This is a genomic window from Proteiniclasticum aestuarii, assembly GCF_017368455.1.
GTDB lineage: Bacteria > Bacillota > Clostridia > Clostridiales > Clostridiaceae > Proteiniclasticum > Proteiniclasticum aestuarii.
On sequence record NZ_JAFNJU010000002.1, the window covers coordinates 58112 to 80864 of the forward strand.

21 protein-coding genes are annotated in these 22753 nt (G+C 47.1%); 2 read left to right on the forward strand and 19 right to left on the reverse strand.

Annotated features, from left to right (window positions below; all coding sequences use genetic code 11):
* Positions 1 to 23: 23 nt before the first annotated feature.
* From J3A84_RS03130 to J3A84_RS03210, 17 genes are all read right to left on the reverse strand, one after another.
* The gene (locus J3A84_RS03130; RefSeq protein WP_207598558.1) at positions 24 to 1439 is read right to left on the reverse strand and encodes an aldehyde dehydrogenase family protein; all 1416 of its coding nucleotides are present in this window, start codon (positions 1437 to 1439) and stop codon (positions 24 to 26) included.
* A complete protein-coding gene (locus J3A84_RS03135) occupies positions 1436 to 2416 on the reverse strand; it encodes a cob(I)yrinic acid a,c-diamide adenosyltransferase (protein ID WP_207598559.1) in 981 nt (326 codons plus the stop codon). The genes J3A84_RS03130 and J3A84_RS03135 overlap by 4 nt, the downstream gene beginning before the upstream one ends.
* A gap of 11 nt (positions 2417 to 2427) precedes the next feature.
* A complete protein-coding gene (locus J3A84_RS03140) occupies positions 2428 to 2691 on the reverse strand; it encodes a EutN/CcmL family microcompartment protein (protein WP_207598560.1) in 264 nt (87 codons plus the stop codon).
* Between the two features lie 60 nt (positions 2692 to 2751).
* Positions 2752 to 3501 carry a hypothetical protein gene (locus J3A84_RS03145; RefSeq protein ID WP_207598561.1) on the reverse strand — a complete coding sequence of 250 codons (750 nt, stop codon included), beginning with the start codon at positions 3499 to 3501 and terminating at the stop codon, positions 2752 to 2754.
* Positions 3498 to 4328, reverse strand: coding sequence for an ethanolamine utilization protein EutJ (eutJ, locus tag J3A84_RS03150; RefSeq protein WP_207598562.1), 831 nt, complete (start codon positions 4326 to 4328; stop codon positions 3498 to 3500). The genes J3A84_RS03145 and eutJ overlap by 4 nt, the downstream gene beginning before the upstream one ends.
* Positions 4329 to 4338: 10 nt before the next feature.
* Positions 4339 to 4968 (reverse strand): phosphate propanoyltransferase, encoded by a 630-nt coding sequence (pduL, locus tag J3A84_RS03155; RefSeq protein ID WP_207598563.1) that lies wholly within the window; start codon positions 4966 to 4968, stop codon positions 4339 to 4341.
* A 4-nt stretch (positions 4969 to 4972) separates the two neighbouring features.
* Positions 4973 to 5248 carry a propanediol utilization microcompartment protein PduA gene (pduA, locus tag J3A84_RS03160; RefSeq protein WP_207598564.1) on the reverse strand — a complete coding sequence of 92 codons (276 nt, stop codon included), beginning with the start codon at positions 5246 to 5248 and terminating at the stop codon, positions 4973 to 4975.
* A gap of 6 nt (positions 5249 to 5254) precedes the next feature.
* Complete coding sequence (locus J3A84_RS03165; protein WP_207598565.1) at positions 5255 to 5947, reverse strand: BMC domain-containing protein; 693 nt, start codon at positions 5945 to 5947, stop codon at positions 5255 to 5257.
* Between the two features lies 1 nt (position 5948).
* Entirely contained in the window at positions 5949 to 6305 is a 357-nt protein-coding gene (locus tag J3A84_RS03170) for a glycerol dehydratase reactivase beta/small subunit family protein (protein WP_207598566.1), read from the reverse strand.
* A gap of 12 nt (positions 6306 to 6317) precedes the next feature.
* The gene (locus J3A84_RS03175; RefSeq protein ID WP_207598567.1) at positions 6318 to 8120 is read right to left on the reverse strand and encodes a diol dehydratase reactivase subunit alpha; all 1803 of its coding nucleotides are present in this window, start codon (positions 8118 to 8120) and stop codon (positions 6318 to 6320) included.
* A gap of 14 nt (positions 8121 to 8134) precedes the next feature.
* Positions 8135 to 8641 (reverse strand): diol dehydratase small subunit, encoded by a 507-nt coding sequence (locus J3A84_RS03180; RefSeq protein ID WP_207598568.1) that lies wholly within the window; start codon positions 8639 to 8641, stop codon positions 8135 to 8137.
* Between the two features lie 12 nt (positions 8642 to 8653).
* The gene (locus J3A84_RS03185; RefSeq protein WP_207598569.1) at positions 8654 to 9292 is read right to left on the reverse strand and encodes a propanediol/glycerol family dehydratase medium subunit; all 639 of its coding nucleotides are present in this window, start codon (positions 9290 to 9292) and stop codon (positions 8654 to 8656) included.
* 12 nt (positions 9293 to 9304) lie between these two features.
* Positions 9305 to 10969 carry a propanediol/glycerol family dehydratase large subunit gene (locus J3A84_RS03190; protein WP_207598570.1) on the reverse strand — a complete coding sequence of 555 codons (1665 nt, stop codon included), beginning with the start codon at positions 10967 to 10969 and terminating at the stop codon, positions 9305 to 9307.
* A gap of 16 nt (positions 10970 to 10985) precedes the next feature.
* Entirely contained in the window at positions 10986 to 11771 is a 786-nt protein-coding gene (gene pduB, locus J3A84_RS03195; protein ID WP_207598571.1) for a propanediol utilization microcompartment protein PduB, read from the reverse strand.
* Between the two features lie 17 nt (positions 11772 to 11788).
* Positions 11789 to 12073: a propanediol utilization microcompartment protein PduA gene (gene pduA / locus J3A84_RS03200; RefSeq protein ID WP_207598572.1), complete on the reverse strand. Its 285-nt coding sequence runs from the start codon at positions 12071 to 12073 to the stop codon at positions 11789 to 11791.
* A 273-nt stretch (positions 12074 to 12346) separates the two neighbouring features.
* Positions 12347 to 13444, reverse strand: coding sequence for a response regulator (locus tag J3A84_RS15440; protein ID WP_207598573.1), 1098 nt, complete (start codon positions 13442 to 13444; stop codon positions 12347 to 12349).
* 3 nt (positions 13445 to 13447) lie between these two features.
* Positions 13448 to 14683 carry a sensor histidine kinase gene (locus tag J3A84_RS03210; RefSeq protein ID WP_207598574.1) on the reverse strand — a complete coding sequence of 412 codons (1236 nt, stop codon included), beginning with the start codon at positions 14681 to 14683 and terminating at the stop codon, positions 13448 to 13450.
* Between the two features lie 259 nt (positions 14684 to 14942).
* On the opposite strand from J3A84_RS03210, the gene J3A84_RS03215 reads away from it, so the two are divergent.
* Positions 14943 to 16076 (forward strand): 1-propanol dehydrogenase PduQ, encoded by a 1134-nt coding sequence (locus J3A84_RS03215; RefSeq protein ID WP_207598575.1) that lies wholly within the window; start codon positions 14943 to 14945, stop codon positions 16074 to 16076.
* Between the two features lie 158 nt (positions 16077 to 16234).
* A complete protein-coding gene (locus J3A84_RS03220; protein WP_207598576.1) occupies positions 16235 to 16645 on the forward strand; it encodes a GNAT family N-acetyltransferase in 411 nt (136 codons plus the stop codon).
* A 120-nt stretch (positions 16646 to 16765) separates the two neighbouring features.
* On the opposite strand, the gene J3A84_RS03225 is transcribed toward J3A84_RS03220, so the two are convergent.
* Entirely contained in the window at positions 16766 to 17653 is an 888-nt protein-coding gene (locus J3A84_RS03225) for a diacylglycerol/lipid kinase family protein (RefSeq protein WP_207598577.1), read from the reverse strand.
* A gap of 290 nt (positions 17654 to 17943) precedes the next feature.
* Complete coding sequence (locus J3A84_RS03230) at positions 17944 to 22626, reverse strand: LPXTG cell wall anchor domain-containing protein (protein ID WP_207598578.1); 4683 nt, start codon at positions 22624 to 22626, stop codon at positions 17944 to 17946.
* Positions 22627 to 22753: the final 127 nt, after the last annotated feature.

The following is a 22753-nucleotide window of genomic DNA, read 5'->3' on the forward strand; positions in this document are numbered from 1 at the left end:
CTCCATACAAAATTGATCTTCCATTATCTGATGACAAATCCGCCGACCAGCGCACATCTTCTCTTTCTTGTGAAAGTGGAAGCGGATGTGAGCCCCTCACCGGTAGGTCCTGCGATGGTGAAGGTGGTATAGCCTTCTCCACCTACACCGATGCCCGCAAAGGATGGACCGTTCTTCACAAAGATGGTGGTCTGAATGCGATGGCCCATTTCCGTCAGCACATCAATGTCCTTGCTGTGACAGATGGCCGTATGACGGAATCCATGCTCCACCTTCACCGCCAGATCAATGCCTTCCTTGACGTCCTTCACCCTCACCATAGGCAGCACCGGCATCATGAGTTCTTCGATGACGAAGGGATGATCCTTCTCCACTTCCATGATGATGAGTCTGATGTGCTCCTCCGCTTCGATGCCGATGGCCTTCAGTATTTCCCTGGCATCTTTTCCGATGAACTTTCTGTTGGGCTTCCATTTTTCAGGAACCAGAAGGGCAACCAGTTTGTCCATGGTCTCTCTGTCCTTGATCTCATAGGCCCCATGACTCTTCATGTTGAATACGAGATAGTCAAAGACGCTGTCCACCACGATGGCTTCCTTCTCTGCGATGCAGGGAAGATTGTTGTCAAAGCTGGCTCCATCCACGATGTCCTTGGCCGCTTTTTCAATGTTGGCCGTGGCATCCACCAGCACCGGCGGATTACCCGCCCCCGCTCCGATGGCCTTCTTTCCGGAAGAGAGCACCGCTTTCACAAGCGCGGGGCCTCCCGTAGCGCAGAGCATGTTGATTTTCTTATGCTTCATGACCACTTCGGATTTGGCAAGACTTGGATTGTCGATGGTGACCACCAGGTTCTTGGGTCCATTTGCCATGCTGATGGCTTCATTGATGAGCTCCACACATCGGTTGGTGGCCTTATAGGCACCAGGATGGGGAGAAAACACCACTGCGTTTCCAGCCGCCACCATGCCGATGGTGTTGCAGATCACCGTTTCCGTGGGATTGGTGGACGGCGTGATGGCTCCGATGATCCCGAATGGAGACAGCTCCAGAAGGGTCAGTCCGTCATCTCCTGTGAAGACGCCTGCACGAAGATCCTCCGTGGATGGCGTCTTCTCGATGGCCAGCGTGTTCTTGATGATCTTATCCTTCACATTGCCCATGCCGGTTTCCTCAACCACCATCTCGGAAAGCTCCCGAACATACTTCAGGAGATGCTTCTTGATGGAATCGGTGATCCTCTTCCTGTCGGAAAGGCTCATCTCGAAAAGCTCCTTCTGGGCCACATAGGCCTTTTCTATGGCCTCCTCCGGATCCTCATAGATGCCTCTATTCTTCAGCTCCAGTGCCTCTTCATGAAATGCTGAGGCAGCCACGGGTTTCAGTTTCTCCATGACTTCCAGTACGATTTTATTGATGTCTACGTTTTCCATGCTCATGCTTCACCTCTATCTTCTACTATTTCGATTCCGGCAAGGCATATGGCCTTGTCTTCCTCTGTGCTTCCGCCGCTTATGCCCAGTCCACCGGCAATCCGCCCGTTCATGACGATGGGCATACCTCCTGGAAAGGTCACCACCTGCCCTCTGTTGGTGATCTCAATGCCGTAGAGATCTTTCCCGGGCACGCTGAGCTTTCCAAGCTCTTCCGTGGCTGTATGAAAGAAAGCCGCCGTGTAGGCCTTGTTCTTCGAAATATCGATGCTTCCTTTTATGGCGCCGTCCATTCTCATCATGGACTTCAGGTTTCCACCATCATCCACAATGGTGACCACCACAGGTTGACCGATCTCATAGGCTTTTGTGACACAGGCTTTCATGATGGCATGGGCCACCTGCTCCGTGAGCCCGCCTTCCTTTTGCCCCTCTTTGGCGTGAGGGTGCACTGCTTTTTCCTCGCCCAGCACTTCATCCTCATACCTGCTCATGGCGTAGAGCGTATCACTCAATCGGTTGATGTATCTCAGAATATCTTCACTGACGTCTTCTTCTTCCATAAGAGAGATGATCTCTCTTTCCGCAAATCTCACCTGGGTTCTTGCTACATGAAGGAAGGCGGACCCTTTGGTCTTTCCTGGAATCACGAAATAGTTCTTGTCATCCAGAGACTTTGTGATCTCGTCGATGACCTTTTCCAGAAACTCGATATCTTTCTTTCCCACTCTGATGTTCAGTTTTTCTATACCCTTCTGATCGGAGGCCAGTTCGCCACCCACCACAAAGAGCGTATCCTGCACCACGCGCAGCACATCCATGAGCGACTTTTCCCTCATGAAATTCACCGCAGCGCCGATGGCTGCATTGGACTGGTCCACCGCACCATAGGCATGGACTCTCCTGGAGGATTTCTTCACTCTGGAACCGCCAAAGAGCCCCGTTTCACCCTTGTCTCCGGTTTTCGTATAAATCTTACTCATATGTTTTACCTCTAATACATTTCAAGAGAATCGATGATGGCCACAATGGCTGCATCCACAGGTCTGTTCTCACCGATTGCGACTCTTGCGGAACCCCCGCTTGCCACAATGACCCTGTCTCTGAATCCAGCGCCCACGGTATCCACTGCGATGACGGGATTTCCATAGGGCTCAAAACCGGGACTCATGGGCTGAACGATGAGAAGCTTTGAGCCGATGAGCCGCTCATCCTTTGTTGTTGCCACAACGTTTCCTTTGACTTCCGCTAAATACATATCTTCACCCTGCTCTCTTTCATTCATTTCAGTCTTTTATTTCAATTTCATTCATTTCATTCATTTTCTTCTGATTCTGATTCCATTTCTTCGTGCATAATCCGATGCCTCCATGGTGAGCTTCGCCTCCGGGGAGATCCACATGGCCTCACTCGCCTTCAGTGTATTCACATCCGATAGCGTGATGAATCTGTGTGTACAGACCTTCTCTTCTCCCTGCTCCCTGAGTCCACCCGGATTCTTTCCTTTTTCCGTTTTCTGTTTTTCTTCCGCTGAAGTCTTTGACGCACCTTCCGGATGCCAATCCTCTGTGAACAGATGAAGCTTCATCTTACTCAGTTCTTCCTTCATGGAATTTGTTCTCTCTTTCAGGTATGGATTCTTCACCCCTGTCATTTCACTTGAGATTGCGTAGACAGGTTTGTTCTCCTTCACCGTTTCGAAGACGATTTTTCCGATGGTGTCCATGAATCTCAGATCCAGATACGCTCTGCATTCCTCAAAGTGAAGATCAGAGATCAGCACCCCGTGAAACCCTCTCAGAAATTCATCATAGCGCACTTCTTTGAAGATGGCGGCTCGGATGAATGCTCTGTTTCTGAAGGCCGGATCCTCCAGCACCTTCACATCCTTTAAAAGAAAGGAACAGACCACGATGGTATAGTCCGCCGCTTCAAGCAGCTGCACCAGATCCTTCACTCTGCTGAAATCCGAATCATCCCTCAACAGGAGAAGGACTCTTTTTTCAGCCATATAGCGTTTCAGACGCCTTACTACTTCCTCTACGATTTCATCCAGTCTTTCCATCATGGCCTTCTCTCCAGCGCACAGAGCGCGATGCCCATGGGCGTCACCAGCATGGGATTGTATGGCTTTACGGTGGGGGTCCCCAGGCTCGATTCAAAGTGCCTTTCAAATCCCTTGAGGGCGGAACCGCCACCCACGAGATAGACCTTCTCCACGTCCTGTCCGGTGATGAAATTCTTCACGATGTGCGCCATCTTGTCGATGACGGGAAGAACCACTCTGAAAATATCCTCTTCCTTCTCCTTCGTGCGCTTCATCTCCTCAGCAGCTTCATAGCTCACACCATAGCTTCCCGCAATGACGAGATTCATATGATGACCTCCGGTGGCCTCATCATAGGTGGATGTGACTTCCCCCTTCTTCAGGATGGAAATGCCGGTGGTGCCACCACCGATGTCCACCACCGCCCCTTCCGTGACCTTCAGCACCTCTGCCGCAGCCGTGGGTTCATCCACGATGGCGGTGACGGTGAACCCCGCCCCCTCCAGCACATTCTTCACGATCTTTTCGGATCCTTCCGTGACGCCTGGAGGTATGGCGCCTGAAGCCTTGTCAAGAGATACCCCGAGGATTTCCTCCACCTGCTTCTTCAGTCTTCTGACGATTTCACAGGCTCCGACAAAATCCACCACGATGCCGTCACGAACCACGCCGCAGCGCTCGAAGGCACCGCTCACAAGACTGCCCTTCTCATCCACCACGCAGAGGACGATGGAGGCTGTACCCAGGTCCACCCCTGTAAAGAGCTCCCCTTCATAGGGCTTTTTCTCTTTTTTCAGGATGATTTCCTCAAATTCCCTGATTTTTTCATTGACTTTGCCCATGTCCATACTACACTCCTCATGTTCGGATAATCTTAAGAAGGTCTCCTGACCGGATGCTTCCTGCATTGGCCTCATCCACGTCAATATGCATTTCCAGAGCATATTTCGGTGAGACTCTCAGCATCACATCCTGAAAGATGAGCCCTCTTTTTCCTTCCTTCTCCACGGAAACGATGTCTCCGTTTCTGAATCCGTATTTTTCTGCCATGTCCTTAGGCATATGGATATGCCTGTAGGCGGCGATGACGCCTTCCGTAAGGGTCACTTCTCCCTTGGGACCCACAAGGGTCACCCCTTCTGAGCCTTTGATGCTTCCGGATTCTCTTATGGGAACAGAAAGTCCCAGCCCATAGCTGTCAGAGAGCGACAGCTCCACCTGAGTGTTTCCTCTCACCGGTCCCAGAATTCTCACTTTCCCGAAGGATCCTTTTTTCGTCTTCACTTCCAGGGTCTCATTGGCTGCATATTCCCCCGGCTGTTTCAGATCTTTCATTTTCGTCAGCGCATAGCCTTTACCATAGAGAATATCCAGATCCTCTCTACTGACGTGGATGTGTCTGTTGGACACACCCACGGGTACATAGAGAGAACCGCTGAATTTCTGGATGGCATCCTCTATGAGCTTCTTCAGTTCCTCTCTTTCCATGATCTTAAACTAGCTTGGGCAGAAACACTTCCACGTCCTGATGCGGTCTTGGGATCACATGAGTGGAGACGACTTCGCCCACATTTCTTGCTGCTGCGACGCCCGCATCAACCGCCGCCTTCACCGCACCCACATCACCTCTGACCATGACGGTCACAAGACCGGAACCGATCTTCTCATATCCGATGAGTTCCACATTGGCTGACTTTGTCATGGCATCCGCTGCTTCAATGGCCCCTACAAGTCCTTTGGTTTCAATTAATCCTAATGCATTGTTCATTACCTTTTACTCCTTTTCCTTGTAGTGTATACATTTCACTCTGGGTTCACCCTTGACTCTCAGACACTTCGGATCCCCGCAGAGATTGCATGTCACTGTATTCTTTCTTTTCTTTTTTTCCGGTTTCTGTACCAGGGTATCTGTCACCCTTTCCTCCTGAGGTTCCTCTAGAGGGAGAATTTCCTCAGGTTCAGACAGAAGCTTTAAAGACTTCTCCTCTTTGGTTTCCTCTTCCATCTCCGCCTTCTGATCTTCAGAAGACTCCAGTCCGGAAGCCTCCTCAAAGGAAGAAGCTTCTTTCACTCCTAGAGGGTGCTCTTCTTCTCCGGCAGGTTCTTCCTTCGAAGAAAGTGCCTCTTTCGGTTCTTCCGCTTTTTTCTTCTCTCCCTGGTCCTTCTTCTGATCCTCTTTTCTTCTGAGATCATCCAGCCCTTCAATCATCATTTCCAGACCATCCGAAGGTCTGGCGATGACCGTGTGGGAAAAGACTTTGCCCGAAAGCTCTCTATTGCCCAGAATGGAACTGACCGCCGCATGCACCGAACTGACTTCGCCGTTGAACTTCAGTGTATGCATCCCCTGCCCCTTTGCAGGTTCCAGTCCCTCCATCTCTACATTCGCTGCCTTCAAGGCCGTATCCACAGCAACCACTGCAGAAGCCAGCCCCTTTATTTCAACAAATCCATATGCTTTTTTCATCCTATGCTCCTCCCATATTGAAAGGAATCCCTTTCACCAGTCTTGCCGCATTGATGCCCATGTTTCTCGCTTTCTCCTTCTCTTTGAGAAGATTCATGCGGAAAAGCAGGTGATCTTCAGGCAGCTTATCATAATAGATGCCGCCTGTGAGATGCTCATCCACTCCGATACCCACATCAAGCTGAGAATCCATGCTGGCGATTCTTGCCAGGTCCTCCAGTCTCTTTTCATCACTGGTCCGGATCAGGTAAGGAATCCCTTCCTCTTCCATGCCATAGGTGATTTCCATGATTTCCGGGCGGCTGCTCACATCCTCATTGATGCAGAGAACCACGCAGATGTTTCTGGTCTCATCCATTTTCATTTCCTCCTACAGCACAAGGCCGGTTGCCACGGCATTTCTTGGTCCCATACATCCTCGTATGTTCCCTCTGCCTGCCACGACACCATACTGGGACAGCGCATCGGTGACCATCTGGGGTATTTCAAAATCCAGAGCCGAACCGCCCACCAGAACCACATGTTCAATGCCTCTGATGTCTCCGGTGAGGCTTACCTGGGATAGCGCTCTCAGTGCATTGGTGACAAATACCTTTTCCTTGGCTTTTCGCCTTACGAATTTCACTTTCTCCATTGAAAGGTCCGCATGCAGGGGAACCATACCCTCGTCCTTGAGAATGATGATTCTTGCGAAAAGCTTCGGATCCAGCGGTTTGTCGAAAAACTCCACAGAGCCGTCTTCATGGCGGATGTGAAAGAGAGATTCGGCCTTGGCCAGAGAATACTTCTTGATGTCTTCCGCCAGTTCCAGACTATCCAGGCCCAGCTCCGTCTTGATGAGCAGCGTCACCATGTTCCCTGCCCCTGCCAGATGCACCAGGTCCACCTTTCCGTTTCTCGTCATGAGGGAAGAGTCCGTAGACCCGGCCCCCATGTCCAGGATGGCCACGGGAATGTCCGTTCCCGGTGTGGTCAGCGCTCCTTTAATGGCCATTTCGGCCTCCACGCCGCCCACTTCCACAGGTACACCCAGTTTTTCCTGCATCTCTCTGGCAATGACTTCCATCTGAAGCCTGTCAGCCTTCACCATGGCAGCCACCCCTACGGCGCTTTCCATGGAGAATTCTCCGGCAAGGCCTCCCGTCACTTTCTGGGGCGAAATGGTGTCCACTGCCAGCAGGTCCTGGATCTTGATGTCCCCATGATGCTGCCCGGTGAGCTCCGCCATCACGTGGCGGATCTTCTCCAGCATGCCGCCGGCATTGGTTCCCGGCTCCCCGACGATATCTTTCACAGGATGGCATTTCCCCATGGCATCCATGAGCACTTTGGCTCCATCATCCACATTGACCTTCAGTCTGTTCTTTTCACCAAGGATCTGGATTTCTCCGGCAGGAATGCTCCTCAGTTTCACATCCCCTTTCGGGGTTTTGATGACCACCGCAGAGCGGTTGCCAATGAGCGCTCTTGCAATGGGAACCACAAACCTGGTTTCCTCACTGCTCAGTGAGAAGAGTGTGGCAATCCCGTAAGGATTGGACAGCACTTCCACCACAGCACCCACATGGGCTACTTCGATGGCTGTGAGCATCCCCACAGGGATTTTCTCAAACAGCGTCACCTCATCCACGATGGGAATGTTCTCCTTCAGTCGATTCACGATGAGGACTCCGTCATCATTGGCCGCAATGGCCCCCTTTATGGATATGCCCTCTGAAAGAGCCCGGTTGATTCTCTCGGAAGATTCCCCGAATCCCATGTCTCTGGGAATGAGCACGATGACATCCGTCCCTTTTTCCACCTCGTGGAGATCCTCGATTCTTGTGCCGATACCGACGCCGATGCCTATGCCTCCGGGTGTCCTGGGATTATGCCCGATCATGGTGGATTCCGTGATGATGGTCTCAGTGATGGTTTCCATGGCCACATCCCCGATCACCGGCGCCGCTTCATTGATTCTGATCAGCGTCAGGTCTTTGAAATCAAGGCCTGCCTTTTCCATGGCCTTATTGAGAGAATTGAAGATTCCAGGTATGTTGTCGCTGGTTCCTTTGATTCCCGTGGTGGAGACGATGGCATCCGAGATGAAGTCGACCCTCCCGTCGTCAAGGACTCTCCCGATGGCCGTTTCGGTGGTGGCATTACCAATATCTATACCTGCTACGATTTTCATGTGAAGCCTCCAGTCTACTCTTTCAGCCTGCCTCTCTTCTCATAAAGAGCTGCCGCTTCGCGAACCAGTTTCCCGTTGATGACGGCGGAATACTTCTTTTCCAGCTCTTCCGCGATTTCAAGAAGTTCAGCTTTGGTGGAGCGGTAAGGCCTCAGAGCATTGTATATTTCAAGTATTCTTTCATCCGGCACTGCAATGAGTTCGGATGCGCGTCTCAGATTCTTCGCGAATGCATCTCTTCCTACGGATTCCGCAACCTGCGCCTGCATTTCCAGGGTTTCAGGTGCAATCTTCACATCGTTGGCCGTGACACTTCCGTTCACGACGCCACCGATGGTGATATCTTCCAGGGTCTTTCCTGTAGGGGCTTTGATGACGTCCGCCATCTTTTCACTGAGGGGATAGTCCGCTTCAGTGACTCTTCTTCCGCCGCTTGTCTTTTTGGGTTCTGTATAGCTTGTGTCTTTCATTCCAGACATGACCTCTTTGATCATCTGCTCCAGTACACTGTTATCAATCATTTTATTCCCTCCTTAGAATGTGATTTCAAGTTCATCAGACAGCTTCTTCGGTACCACATATTCCGTTTCCTTGATATGCAGCAGTGCCGCGATCGCCTGATACTTGGGTCTGGCCATCTGATCATTCATGGTAGGTACAGGATTGGGGGATTCTCCCTTGGCGTACTTGGCGGCATTTCTTCCAATGGCTCTGTATACCTTCAGATCCAGAAGTGGTGCCTGCGGGAACAGTTCCAGATTGGAAAGAGGTGCCAGGTCCTTGGAATGAATGACGGTTGTACCCTTGCTCTGAATACCGATGCCTATGCCGGAACCGGAAAGATTGGCTGCATGATGGGCGATGAACGCCACATCGGAAGTGTGATACACCTTGATCACTCTTGGCGTGAGACCTTCTTCCTCAATGCCGGCCATGACTTCTCGTATGACATCTTCATGCGGAACTTTGATGATGGTCTTGGTCTGATGGACTCCGAATGCCGGTCCCACACCGATGACCACTTCATCTTTTCTTCTGCCCTTCTCTGTGGTGCCCTTCACTTTCATGTCCAGAGGACCTTCCACCGGAAATTTCCTAGGCTTGTCCGCATTCTGGAGATTCTGCAGTACTTCTTCTATGATGCTTTTTAGTACTTTTTCGTTGATATCCATGTATTCATCCTCCTATTCAAAGTCTTCGGCAGAGAGGGCACTTTCTATGTTCATGACTTCCTGCCATCTTTCATCACTCATGGCATAGCCTGTGCATGGTCCCATGTAGTCATTCTTGTCGTTGACCGCACTTCTCACCTTGAAGTTGTTGTCCACGATGGCTGAGGTATGAAGATGGTCGCCGGAGATTCTCAGTTTCATCATGCCCAGCAGGGTGTCCGCCACATCGTCATACCCGGCTTTCTTAAGCGCCTTGATGATCTCCACTCCTGTGGTCTTTGTCTTCATCAGGTCTTCGCAGGCCTTGATGTCCTCCACCATGTTTCTGTCCGGCATATCCTTGGATCCATGGGCATAGGTGGCCGCTTCCACTTCTTCATCGGTGATCAGCGGGAAGTTCATTTCCTTGAAGAGCGCCTGCAGCACCTTGGCTGCCTTGTTTCTCGTCTTGACGACTTCTTCTTCCCTCACTGGTCTTAATCCGCCGTCCACCTTCAGGTCTCTCTGAAGGACGTTATAGTCATCAAAATCTTCCGCATCGAAGTTTGAACCCGCAAACATGTTGTCGTAGTTTGGCGTTGCGGAGTATCCGGAGAAGATGAAATCTGTTCCGGGAATCATCTGCATCAGCGTTCTGGCTGTTCTTCTGATATCGGAATGGGAGAAGGTCTGGTCATTACCGGAAGCCACTTCCAGATCCATCATGCAGGTCAGGACGTTTTCGGCAAGCACTGCACGGATGCCCGAAGGTACCGCTCCAGGAACACCGATGCAGGAGATGGATCCGTTCTGCAGGCCCTGTACACCTGCTCCTTTGGTGATGAACACACATCTGGCTTCCAGATACAGCATGGATTTCTTTTCGGCATTCCCCATGAGCACTTCAGAACCCGTACCGGAGGTGAATCTCATCTTGAGTCCTCTGGATGCATAGGCTGAAGCCAGGAATGCTTTGGACCAGGGTGTATCATCTCCGTCGATGAATACCTGCTCGGTGCCATATACAGATACGGTTTCAGCGTATGCTGTGAATCCCTTCATGCCCAGCTGAAGCTCCGTTGCTTCCTCCACGGCACATTGGGTGAGTATACCTGGTCTGCCTACGTTGGCCCCTACAAGCAGTGCGATGGCGTTGAAGGGCGCATATCTTGCCACAGCCACCGTGGTCTCCTGCTCATCGAAGCCACGAAGGGCTGCTTCTGCAGCTTCCGCTGCGATGAGGACCGGATTGTCCTTCACGTTGGTGACGTGACACTGATTGGAAGGTGTCTTTCTTGCTCTCATTTTCGTAAGCGCCATCATGAGCTCCAGGACGTTCATCTTGTTGAGAACTTCCACGGCCTTTGCGGGTGTCAGAGATTTTGTGATGGCGATCAGTTCTTTTCTTGGAACATTGATGTCCACCAGCATATGCGCGATTTCTCTGGAGTCCATGTTCATGACCTTTTCCGCATTGGTCAGATCAATGGAATTGTCCGCCACGAAGGTGTCGATGAGATCAAAATCTTCTCTCTTCTTGCCATCCAGTTCCACAACCGTTCCATTCTCGATCTTGATGCTGGGTTTTGGATCCAGTGGAGAGTTCATGGCGATGAGACCTACTTCAGGCCACTCCTTCAGGAATCCATCCTGGTTGACTGGTCGTGCTCTGAGAACTTCAAATCGTTTGGATTTCATATTCTTTTCCCCCTGTCTAAATGTATGGTGTGGTGCTGGATGGAGCCGGCTCCTGTCCAAGTGCTTCAAGAAGTCTGATGCCCAGATCTCTTGCAGCCACCACAGCCTGTCTCACTGCCCCTGAATCTCCGCTTATGAAGAGGATGGCCTCGTTGGTGTAGGACGTGGTGGATGGGGAAGCATAGGTGACGATGTCCACATTCGCAGATTTCACCGCCGCATCTGCGATCACAACACCGATGGCTGCTGGAGCGCCCACAATGAGACCAAAGGCTTTTCCTACTGGTGCACCCCAGGCTTTGTTGCAGGCGTAGCTGGCTCTAGCGGTGTACTGAAGCTCGATGTGTCCGGCATTGTTTCCGTAGACATCTCCGAAGGTTCTGTCCAGTTCTTTCAGAGACACTTCCACAGCGCGTCTTGCATCGGATACATCCTCCGCTCCGAAGAGAATCAGGCATCCATGACCTGCTCCACCCTTCGTATCTCTTGGCAGTTCGATGGAAATGATTTCCGTATTGGTGGCTTTCACCGCTTCATCCGCTGCCATGATGTGAGGGCCTGCTCCGGTTCTGGCACCGATGATTCCGATGGACTTGTACTTCGGATCGATCTTCATGAATCCGTGCAGATTGTGATCCACGTTTGCAATGACAAGTCCTATGGTATCCCCGATGGCTGTTCCCACAAATTCAGTGATGCCTGGATTGTAGCTGCTCTTTGGCGCTTCCTTCTTCACTTCCTTGGTATCACCCATTTTCTTCATGACCTCTTCCATTACTTTTTCCATTAAGTTATCATCCATTTTCTGATCCTCCTTGTTTATTCTTCAGCAGTTTTAGGCAGAATTTTTTCAACATCGGTATGGGGTCTTGGAATCACATGAACAGATACGACCTCGCCCACTTTGCCTGCTGCTGCTGAGCCTGCATCCGTGGCAGCCTTCACTGCACCCACATCGCCTCTGACCATCACCGTCACAAGACCTGAACCGATTTTCGTGTAGCCGACCAGTTCCACATTGGCTGATTTCACCATGGAATCCGCAGCTTCGATGGCACCAACCAGACCTTTCGTTTCGATCATTCCCAGTGCTTCTTTTTGCATGATTTCTCCTCCTTCAGGATAAAATTGATTTTTGGATACGTTTACTTGCCACCTCCATCATAAGAAAATACGGTCTTCTACCCCTAACAATTATCTTTGAAATTGGGGTAATTTTTTATGAGACTCTCAGCGCGATGAGACTTTTTTGTGATGATATGATAAAAAACTCAGAGAGCAGCTGATTGACCCCATAAAAAGAAGAGAAGCGCCAGGATGGTTTCATCCACCTGCTTGCTTCTCTTTCCTACCTGTTTTTTGACATCTTCGCTGCCGTTATATGATCCATTTTCCATTGGCGGCATAATTGCCTTTTCTGAAAAGATTCTTTTCTTCCGATTTCTTCTCCTCCGCTTCTCTGCGGTACTGGCTGGGTGTCATCCCGGCTCTCTTCTTGAATACTTTGCTGAAATAGTTGGCTTCATTAAAGCCCAGTTCGAAGGCCAGCACATTTAATGGAAGGTCCGTGTCCACGATGAGCTCTTTTGCTCGTTCCACTTTCTTATCCGTCACATAGTCGATGAAGTTTTCGCCCACTTCACTCTTGAACAGCTTGGAGAAATAATGGGTGGAGATGTTCATGTAACTGGCCGCACTCTCCAGGGTGAGATCATCGGTCAGATGCTTTTCAATGAAGTGAAGAGCATAGGTCATTTCTTCTTTGTAAGCCACCCTCTTCTCACTGATGATCACATCAAAGACTTCTTCGAAGATGATCTCCAGAATCTGGAAATACTGCTCTCTGGTCTTGCTGGTCATAAGCTTCTCCTGGACCTGCATCTTAAGATTCTTCTCCACATCGATGCCGAAGTACTCGGCCACCGTGAGAATGCTTTCCAGAAGAACTTTTGTGACTTCCTTTTCCTCATCATAGCTGTCAAAGTGCATCTTTTTCACCCTTCTCAGATACTTCTTTGCGCGGATGTAGTCACCGCTTCTGCAGAAAGTCATGAATGCGGTTTTCATATCCTCCCTGCCGCTTTTTCCAGGGTCCTTGTTCTGACGGATTTTCCCGACGGTACTTTCCAGGGCTTCAAAGATATGTTCCGGTCTGGACGGCTTCAGAAGATAATCATCCAGACTGTACTTGATTGCATGCTGTGCAAACTCGAAATCATTGTAGGCACTAACAATGATGATCCCGATCATTGGATTGTACTCCTTGATGAGCCTGGATGCCTCCAGTCCTGTCATCTTGGGCATCTTGATATCCATAATCACGATATCCACATCGTGTTCCTTCACAAACTTCACGGCTTCCAGCCCGTTTTCCGCTTCTCCCACCACCTGAAACTCACCGCCCCGGCTTCCTATGATCATCCTCAGAACATCTCTTTCCAGATATTCGTCATCCACAAGTAGTATCTTAATCACTTTTTACACCTGCCTTGGTATCTTAATGCTGATCTTTGTTCCCTGATTGACTTCGGATTCGATCTTCAGTCTGTACCCGCTGCCGAACTGGTGAATGAGTCTCTTGTCGGAATTCAGAAGCCCGATGCCGTTGGAACTTGTATTCTCACCGGAGTCGTACTTGCCACTTAGAATCTCCTCAATCTTTTTCTCCTCCATACCCACGCCATTGTCTTCAATGATCAGCAGGATGTCCTTCCCCATGTCCTCGGAATAGATCCTGATGATGCCATTGTCCACCGAATAGATGCCATGGTCTATGGCATTGTTCACTATGGGCTGCAGAATCATGAAAGGCATCTTGAGCTTGAGCAGCGAAGGATCTACATCAATGGAGAAATCCAGTTTATGTCCCATTCTGATCTGCTGGATTCTCAGATATTTTTTGACATAATCCAGCTCCTGCTCAATGGTCACCAGATTCTCTATTTCATGTCTGATGGTATAGCGGAGCATATCGGAAAGAAAATAGATCACTTCCGTGGTTTTATCCGCTTTCTCGATGATGGAAAGATTGCTGATGGTATTGAGCGCATTGAAAAGAAAGTGCGGGTTCACCTGAGATTTCAGCACTTTCAGCTCTGCATCGCTCAAGCTTTTTTCCAGAGACATTCGTACTTTCATTTCATTGATCAGCTTCTGGTTTTTCTCATTGAGTTCATTCTGTATGTATTCGGCAAACCCGTTCTTCACCACATAGTTGCCCATGATGGACAGAAGATTCGCTGAGTTCATCATATGCTCATCTGTGGTGACGAGAATGTCACTGAGCAGGTTCTTCGCCTCCTCAGTGGCCAGAAAGTCTTCCGCTTCCTTGCTGATGACACTGTCATTTCCTGGATAGCTCTCACTGCCTTCTTCCATATGGACCTGACCAGCCAGAATGGACCCCAGAAACTGACCTTCGAAAATGATTGGAACCGCCATATCATAGAGTCCTGCGTGACATCTGTAGATGGCCGGTTTTCCGCTTCTCGCCGCTTTGATTCCACCGAAGGCATCCGACTGGTAGCAGTGTTCCTTGCATGCGCCTATTTCGCGGAATCTTGTACAGAAGTTCGTGAAGTTGCTGTATTTTGTAATCGGCTCTCCCTTGAAGTCAACAGTCACCGCTGCAAGTTTTGTTACAGCTGAAAAATTGTCCTGTATTTTCTGCAGTGTTTCGACATCTATGATATCCTTCAGACTGATTCCTTTCATTTTCTCCCCTCCAAAATATCATCCTTTGCGATGAATACATTTTCATTGTACAATATTTTCGCATCTTTTCTAGAATAGCATTAAAACTTTACCATTTATTATCGTATGATGACAAAATATTGCCATGTTCCAAAATGGCTATTGGAAAGAAGTTATCACCATTCTATAATGTTTTGGGATTCCATTTCTTTTTCCTGCAGGAATCCTATAATGAGAGTACACGAAATGTGTCACAGCAAAGTAAAGAAGGAAGTGGAGCATGAAAGAGTACAGTGTAAAACCGGTCATCGTCTATGGGGAGAACGCTCTGGACAGACTGGATGAATTTAAATACCGAAAAGCCTGCATCGTCACCGATGCCATGATCATAAAACTGGGTCTGCTGAATCTATTGACGGATAAACTGGAACGGAATCAGATTGCCTACGAGGTGTTTGATGAAGTGGTTCCGGATACCACCTCCAAGGTGGTGGAAAGAGGTCTCATGCACATCATCCGATCCAAGCCGGATGTGGTCTTTGCCATTGGCGGGGGGTCCAGCATCGACACAGCGAAAGCTGTCATATTCTATTTCCAGAAACTGAAGGAGACCTTTATGAGTGACGATGTGATCGTTAAACCCATTCTAATAGCCATCCCCACAACAGCGGGGACAGGCTCTGAGGTGACTGAGTATGCCGTTGTCACCGATTCTGATTCCGGCGCAAAAATACCCATCACCAGTAAAGTCATGCTACCTGATATTGCGATTCTTGATCCGCGTATCACGAAAACCGCACCGGACTTCATCACAGCAGATACAGGAATCGATACCCTGACCCATGCCATCGAAGCCTATGTATCAAAAGGGGCCAATGAGTTTTCCGACTCCTATGCCCTGCAGGCCGTCCATCTGATCTTCGATCATCTTATTCCTGCATATCAGGATGGAAATGATCTGATGCACAGAGAAAAGCTACAGATTGCCTCATCCATGGCAGGCATCGCTTTCAACAACGCCTCCCTTGGTATCAATCACAGCATCGCTCATGCCATCGGGGCTAAATTTCATCTTTCTCACGGGAAATGCAACGGGATCCTTCTTCCCTACGTCATCGAATATAATGCAAGAGATGTTGACGCCATGAAGCGTTATGCGGAAATCGCCAGGCACATGGGATTCAACTTTCCCGGCGATCAGATGTCAGCCTTTGCGCTCATCGAAAGCATCGTACTGCTCAAAAAATCATTGAAGATTCCTGAGAATCTCATCGAAGCAGGCATCGATCGAAATGATGTGATCAATGCCCTGGATGAACTCACTTCCATGGCCATGAAGGACATCTGCACCAGCGGTAATCCCGTTGTACCCACAGAGCAGGACCTGAGAGGTATTATCCTGAAAATGATCTGATTGTAGAGTTTCACCCGGTGATTTCATAGAGCAATGCAGTTCTTATCTTCATCAAAGGAGAACATGGCTTCGTGCACTTTCTTTCACTTCTCTCTTTATGATAGAATGAACGAAAGAATTAGTTGAAAGCACCTGTCATGCCAAGGAGGATATGCATTATGGAGATCACCATTTCACGGGAGAAAAAAATCGATTCCGAAAAACTCATGAAGCTCTATCAGAATGTGGGCTGGTCCGCCTATACTGAAGATCTTGATCTTCTGAAGGAAGCCATCATGAGTTCACTGGACGTGATCACCGCCTGGGAAGATGGAGAACTCGTGGGCCTTATCAGGACCATCGGTGACGGACTCACCATTCTCTATATACAGGATATTCTGGTCCAGAAGGACTACCAGAAGAGAGGCATCGGCTCCCGTCTTCTTCAGGAGATTCTTGAAAAACACGCATCTGTAAGGCAGAAAGTTCTGCTCACCGAAGAGGCAGAAGATGTTCGGGCCTTCTATGAGAAGAACGGCTTCTCCTCCTGCGATCAAGGCACTCTTGTAGCCTTCGCGAAATTTCAGTAAACACAAATATACCTGGCAGGTAAGATGGTTTATTCTATCTTTCTTGCCAGGTGTTTTTTATGCTATTTATTTTTCATGTGCAATCCGAACTGCTGCGCTTTCTGCTTTTCACTGTTTTTCTTAAGGCACCAGAACCTGTAGATGGGCCTTCAGAACCTCCACCGTAAAGGGCAGATGGGGACCTTCTTCTCCGTCCACATCACTGACGTAGTCCTCTCCATGGAGTGCTTCCAGTGTCACTTTCTCTGTAGTGATGTAGGTCATGTTCTCCGACTCCGTGATCTGTCTTGAAAGAATCTCCGGCAGTATTTTTGCTGTCTCCGCCAGATCCATTTCATGGACCAGAAGGATATGGATCTTTCCATCCTGAAGCTTTGCCTCCGGAAAGACCTCCTTAATGCCACCCAGCTGTCCTGTAAGGCTCATGACCACTGCCGTGAGCTCCCCTTCAAACTCCCTTTCTTCCGATAGGACTTTCACGGCAATCTTCTCATTCTCCAGAAGCTTCTTGGCACCAGCCCAGATGTAGGCCAGTGGACCCAGTTTCGATTTTTCTTCTGCCGTGACTTCATGGATGCTTTCAGGAATCTTTCCTACCGCAAGTCCATTGGTAAAATAGGTGTCTGACGCCTTGGCCAGGTCTATGGTCACCAGATGCTCCTCTGAAAGGATTTCTATGGCTTCTTCCGGATCCAGCGGAATGCCCAGCACCCTGGCCAGATCATTCACGGTGCCAAGTGGAATGATGGCAAACTTCGGCCTCTTCTCATGAGAGGCGATGCCATTCACTGCCTCATTGACCGTACCATCTCCGCCCACCGCCACGATGAGATTCGCACCATCTCTGGTGCCCTCATCCGCAAAGCGTTTGGCATCTCCTGCTCCTTCCGTCTTTCTTATTTCCACTTCCTCATATCGTTTCTCCAGAATCTTTATAATAGGGTCTGCATAGTCCTCCGCTTTCCCTCTTCCTGAGGAAGGATTGATAATGACCTGTGCCTTCTTCATCTGCTTCCACTTCTCCTTTCATTCCTATCCATTTCCCATGCTAAGCAATATTTAAGGTAGTATACTCTTCATCTATGAAAGAATGATGAACGTATGGAAAACACCTTATTAAACTGGCTGGAATCCTATGAAGGGAAAATTTGTGACGTTTCAACAGAGCCGTGCATCTTCTTTGACTGTGCTGATGCATAGTATTCAACGTATCGTACTGTAAGATATGAGTCGTTGAACAGAAAAAGAGAGAAAAATCGATGATGAGTCGAAATCTCTCTCTAAGATCTTAATAGGCTTTATTGCTTAGCAATTTTATTGGCTGATTTCTTCTTCAGCATAAATACTCCCAGTAGGATAAAGGCCGCTCCTCCATAAAGGAACATGGACTGATCCGCTGCTCCTGCTTTTGGCAGGGATGAATCATCCGTGGAGGTCTTGTCGCTTTCATCTATATCGTTCTCGTCAGATTCATCTTCTTCAGATTCTTCCAGATTCGTCTCTTCATCAATTATCTCCTCCTGATCATTCTCAGGTATATCTGTTATATCTTCATCTGGCGTCTCCGGTGTCACTGGTGACTCTTCTTCTGGTGTTTCTGGCGTTACTGGCGTATCTTCTTCAGAATCTTCTGCAGCCGTAGTGATGATGCCATACATGGAAAAATGATCAGTCTGGAAGTAGAGATATCTTATACCGTTTTCTGTAATATCCTCTGCCTCGAGTTCTTCCATTTCACCATTTTCATTGACATAAATCACTTTTAAGTTCTGGCTTCCCATATAGGTGAGAGGCACAGCCATTCTCAGTGTGAGCAGTCCTTTAATGTCTTCGTTGGATATACTGTCACTGGATGAACTATTGTCGGTTCGTTCCACAACCTTGAAAAGTGACATGTCGTAAAGAGCAACTACACTCGTTCCAGCTTCCGCCTTTGATACGATTCTTTCAGCATCTTCTTTACTCATGGCTTCGGCCTTCAGTTCAATTTTCACTGATTTCACTTCTTCATCAAGAACTTCCGGCAGATGAAGTGCATTTAGATTGCTCACTGACATGTCCATTCCAGTTTCCTGTGACTCCTCCACGTCAGTATTTTCCACAACCTTGTCAACTTTAAGTACATTCTGAAGCAACTCATAATACTGTTCTTTCTTCTCCTGATTTTCAGGAGTATCTTCAAGCTGATCCATCGTCTCCTTCATATTGAGAAGAGTATCCTTCATCTGTATGATTTCAGCTTTATTCTCTGTCTGAACGACTGTCTCAGCAATATCATTGATCGCTTCTTCAATCTCCTTCTGCTGATCCTCTTTATAAAGCTCTATATCAAATCTTGAAAGATCTGTATAGATGATCCTATCATACTTATTGAGATACTCATCATTATGCCAGTAGGAAATAATGCATCTATTGTTCTGATAATCAATCAGCTCGATCTTATGGATATATAGATTATGCCTTGCAAACACATCAAAATTCTCTACGACTTTGTATGTATCTTCACCGATTTTCTTTGCCTTGAAGGTACTGTAATCATCACGACCACCACCTTCGTTTTCATAATAGACTATGACATCTTTTATGCCTGATTCACTATCCTTTGCTTTGATTGTGATTTCAAGAGGGGTGAAATTATTGATATGATTCGTTCTGATCTCTGCAGAAATGAATTCTGGGGCTGTAAGATCGGGAACGGTTTTTTCTGTAGTGAAGGAATTCGCTGAGAAATCCATCACATTCATACCTGTTGTCAGATTCAGGTTCTTGTTATAGGTTGTTCCCCTGTTTGTTCCCTTGTCTTCCAGGTTAACTTTTGTGAGGACCCACTGACCTGATACCTCTGTATCGCTTATGGTTGTCTTCCCTGTCATTGTAGTTTCCGAAGTTTTAATAAGCTCCACTTGTATTTTCTTATTGAATTCCTTGTTATAGAATTCCAGAGAACCACTATGAAGACCTAGTTTATTATCTTCTGCTACAACAGTTATAGTGATCACTTCACCAGGTACAGCGATATTCTTATCAAGCTTCACACTCTTTAAGACCGGTTCTTCATAGTCTTCAACGGTTCCCTTGATTTCATAATTTCCTCCTGAAAGATCCGCATAGTTCTTCCCTTCGGATGGATTTCCATGGATCATTTCGTAACGCGTCTCACCATGGAAGTAATCTATACTCACAAGAACATATTTACCTTCGGCTTCATTGGGCATAACTTCCATCTTCGCTGAAAATGATCCATCATTTTTCACATCAGCTGAAACATACCTCCAGTTTCCACTCTGATCTTCATATCGAAGGTCTAGCCTTCCTGTTCCGACATCTGTCAAGCCTAACATACCAGAGATGTTCACCGTATCATATGGTCCATAGGTTTCCTTATCCGTCTTGATGCTGAAATTTTCAAGATAAGCTGTCTTCATTTCAAAGGTATACTTTGAGAAATCGAGGGGACTGTTCTCCGAATTGTAGACAGCTTTATTGCCAGCCTTATCATATAGTGTAATGGACTGCAGTTCATAGATGCCTTCATCCATATACCAGGAATACATGGAGGCACTGATCTTATCACCATACGCGGAAATGCCACCATCAATGATGATGTCGGTTCCCTTACGCTTGTATTCAATATATCCACGATCGAATCCGGAACCATCTTCCAGAATTTCAAATCCAAGTTCAGGATTTTCCATGAAATAGAACACATTCTTATCCAGAGTAATATCCACCAGTTTTGGTGCAGTCTGGTCACCTGTTGCACCAGTTATACTGAATGATGAATTTTTGATGGCTTCTGCCAGTTTATTATCATCCTCTCTAGAGGAACCAACATAGTGAGCCATTCCTTCCAGTGAGATGTATTCAATCGTTACACTACCATTGTTCATATGGGTTTCAATAGGAATTTTGAGCTCAAAGACACCACTGCGAACTTCTTCAAGTGTATGATGACTCAGTTCGGAGTCATTTCCTATCACCATGGATAAGATAACAGAAAAGAAATCCACGTCAGTTTCATCTATTTCCGCTGTTATTGTCACAACGTCTCCTGGTTTTGCTTCTTTCTTATCTACCGTTATAGAAATTTCAGGAATATATCCCTCTCCCACAGTTCCATTAATAGTAAAAATCACCTCATTGTAATCAGATGAGAGCGGAACATCATTCTGATGATTTACCAGCGCTTTAAGGTCTGTCAGTGCATATGTTCCAGATGCAATTCTATTGTCTATCTTGGATATATAAACATACCTCATAAGTGTTTCATCATATCTGAAGTACACTGGATAGGTTGTCTCTTCATCTGACTGGTTCACAAGTAACCCTTCTATGTATTCAGGATAAAATCCTTCCACATCGAAATCCATTTCCAATATCAACGTATCAAAAAGGCTGTATTCCTTCTTAGATGGCGTAACACTTACCTGCGGGAATTTCTCATAGGCAGGATCATACACCGTAACCAGCCCACCTGAAAGATCCTCCATGTATTGTTCATGTTGATATCTATTGCTGTCATAGATGGACCTGACAGTTTTACCTTTCACCTGAAGGTTCATATAAGTCAGGTGATAATCACCCATCTTATCGAAAGAGGTTGAATCAAGTGCGCCTCTGTATACTCCTTCTGATTCACGAGTGAGTTCAACGGCGAAATTTTCGTAGTAGCTTTTATAAGAGTAATGCAATAGGATTGAATCTGGTGAATAGTTTTCATCCTCATGTAATACTATGATTTCTCCAGATTCACCGACCTTGATTTTCGATGGTTCAACTATACTGATTTTCGGGTCATATCCTGAGAAAGTTTCTGATATTTCTACAACGTACATGGACAGGTCAGAAACAGAATGCCACTCATTCTGAACATAACGGTGATCCCTATAATGGATATGATTACCAGCTTTATCGTTGATGGATACACTCATCATGTGGTATGTGCCTTCTTTTATTGAGCTATCCACATTCATAGTCGCTTTGAAATTATCAAATTCGCTGAAATACACTTCGAAAGTATCATAATCCTCATTTACAAAAGTAGCACTACCACTTTCTAATCCTGATACTTCGTCATGAGCAATCAGCTCCATTACTAATGGGGCATAGGCGGTTCCTTTACTATTGATCATATTGATATGATCAAACACTGGTGCTTCATTGTCAGCTACTGTGCCTTCCACAACAAAATCCAGATGTGAAAAATCCTGCATATACATATGAAGAATATCATCATATTCTGAGTTATGTATTGTAATCCATTCATCAATCGCAAGATTCACATAGACCAGTTGATATGTTCCTGGTGCCGTATAGTCGCTTATGGAGTATCTGATTCCCATTTCAGAATTCAGATCACCTCCTACATTAATCTCATTCCCATTTTCGTTAATGAAATAGAACTGAACATTATGCGCAGGAAGATTCGTTGTACTTAATGCGATTTCCAGCTGCTCACCTGCAGTGAGTATTGTATCAGGCATACTAGCATCTATCTGTAAATCATCATATAGCCTTGATATTTCGAAATCCATAGCAGAGAAATCATGAGTAAGATCCACCCCTGAAGTGCCCTCTTCGTATATATGATAAATATCATTATCATATGTTTCTACTTCCAATTTCTTCATCCGATAGGTACCTGAAAGTGATTCAGAAACATTATAGTCCTGTAAAGAAATACTGTAGCTAAATCCTTCATCCGGATTCTGATTAAGAGAATAAGAAATTTCCCCTTCATTCTTGCCTGTAATCTCGTAGTAGGCTGTTACTGACTGAACACTAACATCCCCTACAACTAGTACATCCAGATTTATCTGCTGATCCACTCTTAATGCAGTAGCTGCCTGAACTGTTATCGGATTCACTTCAACTGAATTTTCTTCCTCTAGCGGTATACCATAAGCCAGATTCTGAAAGAATATGGCAGATATAAACACAAAGAGGATTAGGCTGGTTAGACTTCTCTTGACATTTCTCATTTAAACACCCCTAATAATTAATTTTAAGTGATATCATATTGATTTGAGATAATATAATATAGTATCACTTATTTTAAAGTAAAAACATGAGATAATATTATAGATTTTATCTATGTGAAAGGTTAAT

Excerpts from the sequence above, each read along its gene's own strand:
- J3A84_RS03130 (WP_207598558.1), bottom strand. The coding sequence starts at position 1,439 with ATGAGCATGGAAAACGTAGACATCAATAAAATCGTACTGGAAGTCATG.
- J3A84_RS03135 (WP_207598559.1), bottom strand. The coding sequence starts at position 2,416 with ATGAGTAAGATTTATACGAAAACCGGAGACAAGGGTGAAACGGGGCTC.
- J3A84_RS03140 (WP_207598560.1), bottom strand. The coding sequence starts at position 2,691 with ATGTATTTAGCGGAAGTCAAAGGAAACGTTGTGGCAACAACAAAGGAT.
- J3A84_RS03145 (WP_207598561.1), bottom strand. The coding sequence starts at position 3,501 with ATGATGGAAAGACTGGATGAAATCGTAGAGGAAGTAGTAAGGCGTCTG.
- eutJ (WP_207598562.1), bottom strand. The coding sequence starts at position 4,328 with ATGGACATGGGCAAAGTCAATGAAAAAATCAGGGAATTTGAGGAAATC.
- pduL (WP_207598563.1), bottom strand. The coding sequence starts at position 4,968 with ATGGAAAGAGAGGAACTGAAGAAGCTCATAGAGGATGCCATCCAGAAA.
- pduA (WP_207598564.1), bottom strand. The coding sequence starts at position 5,248 with ATGAACAATGCATTAGGATTAATTGAAACCAAAGGACTTGTAGGGGCC.
- J3A84_RS03165 (WP_207598565.1), bottom strand. The coding sequence starts at position 5,947 with ATGAAAAAAGCATATGGATTTGTTGAAATAAAGGGGCTGGCTTCTGCA.
- J3A84_RS03170 (WP_207598566.1), bottom strand. The coding sequence starts at position 6,305 with ATGGATGAGACCAGAAACATCTGCGTGGTTCTCTGCATCAATGAGGAT.
- J3A84_RS03175 (WP_207598567.1), bottom strand. The coding sequence starts at position 8,120 with ATGAAAATCGTAGCAGGTATAGATATTGGTAATGCCACCACCGAAACG.
- J3A84_RS03180 (WP_207598568.1), bottom strand. The coding sequence starts at position 8,641 with ATGATTGATAACAGTGTACTGGAGCAGATGATCAAAGAGGTCATGTCT.
- J3A84_RS03185 (WP_207598569.1), bottom strand. The coding sequence starts at position 9,292 with ATGGATATCAACGAAAAAGTACTAAAAAGCATCATAGAAGAAGTACTG.
- J3A84_RS03190 (WP_207598570.1), bottom strand. The coding sequence starts at position 10,969 with ATGAAATCCAAACGATTTGAAGTTCTCAGAGCACGACCAGTCAACCAG.
- pduB (WP_207598571.1), bottom strand. The coding sequence starts at position 11,771 with ATGGATGATAACTTAATGGAAAAAGTAATGGAAGAGGTCATGAAGAAA.
- pduA (WP_207598572.1), bottom strand. The coding sequence starts at position 12,073 with ATGCAAAAAGAAGCACTGGGAATGATCGAAACGAAAGGTCTGGTTGGT.
- J3A84_RS03210 (WP_207598574.1), bottom strand. The coding sequence starts at position 14,683 with ATGAAAGGAATCAGTCTGAAGGATATCATAGATGTCGAAACACTGCAG.
- J3A84_RS03215 (WP_207598575.1), top strand. The coding sequence starts at position 14,943 with ATGAAAGAGTACAGTGTAAAACCGGTCATCGTCTATGGGGAGAACGCT.
- J3A84_RS03220 (WP_207598576.1), top strand. The coding sequence starts at position 16,235 with ATGGAGATCACCATTTCACGGGAGAAAAAAATCGATTCCGAAAAACTC.
- J3A84_RS03225 (WP_207598577.1), bottom strand. The coding sequence starts at position 17,653 with ATGAAGAAGGCACAGGTCATTATCAATCCTTCCTCAGGAAGAGGGAAA.
- J3A84_RS03230 (WP_207598578.1), bottom strand. The coding sequence starts at position 22,626 with ATGAGAAATGTCAAGAGAAGTCTAACCAGCCTAATCCTCTTTGTGTTT.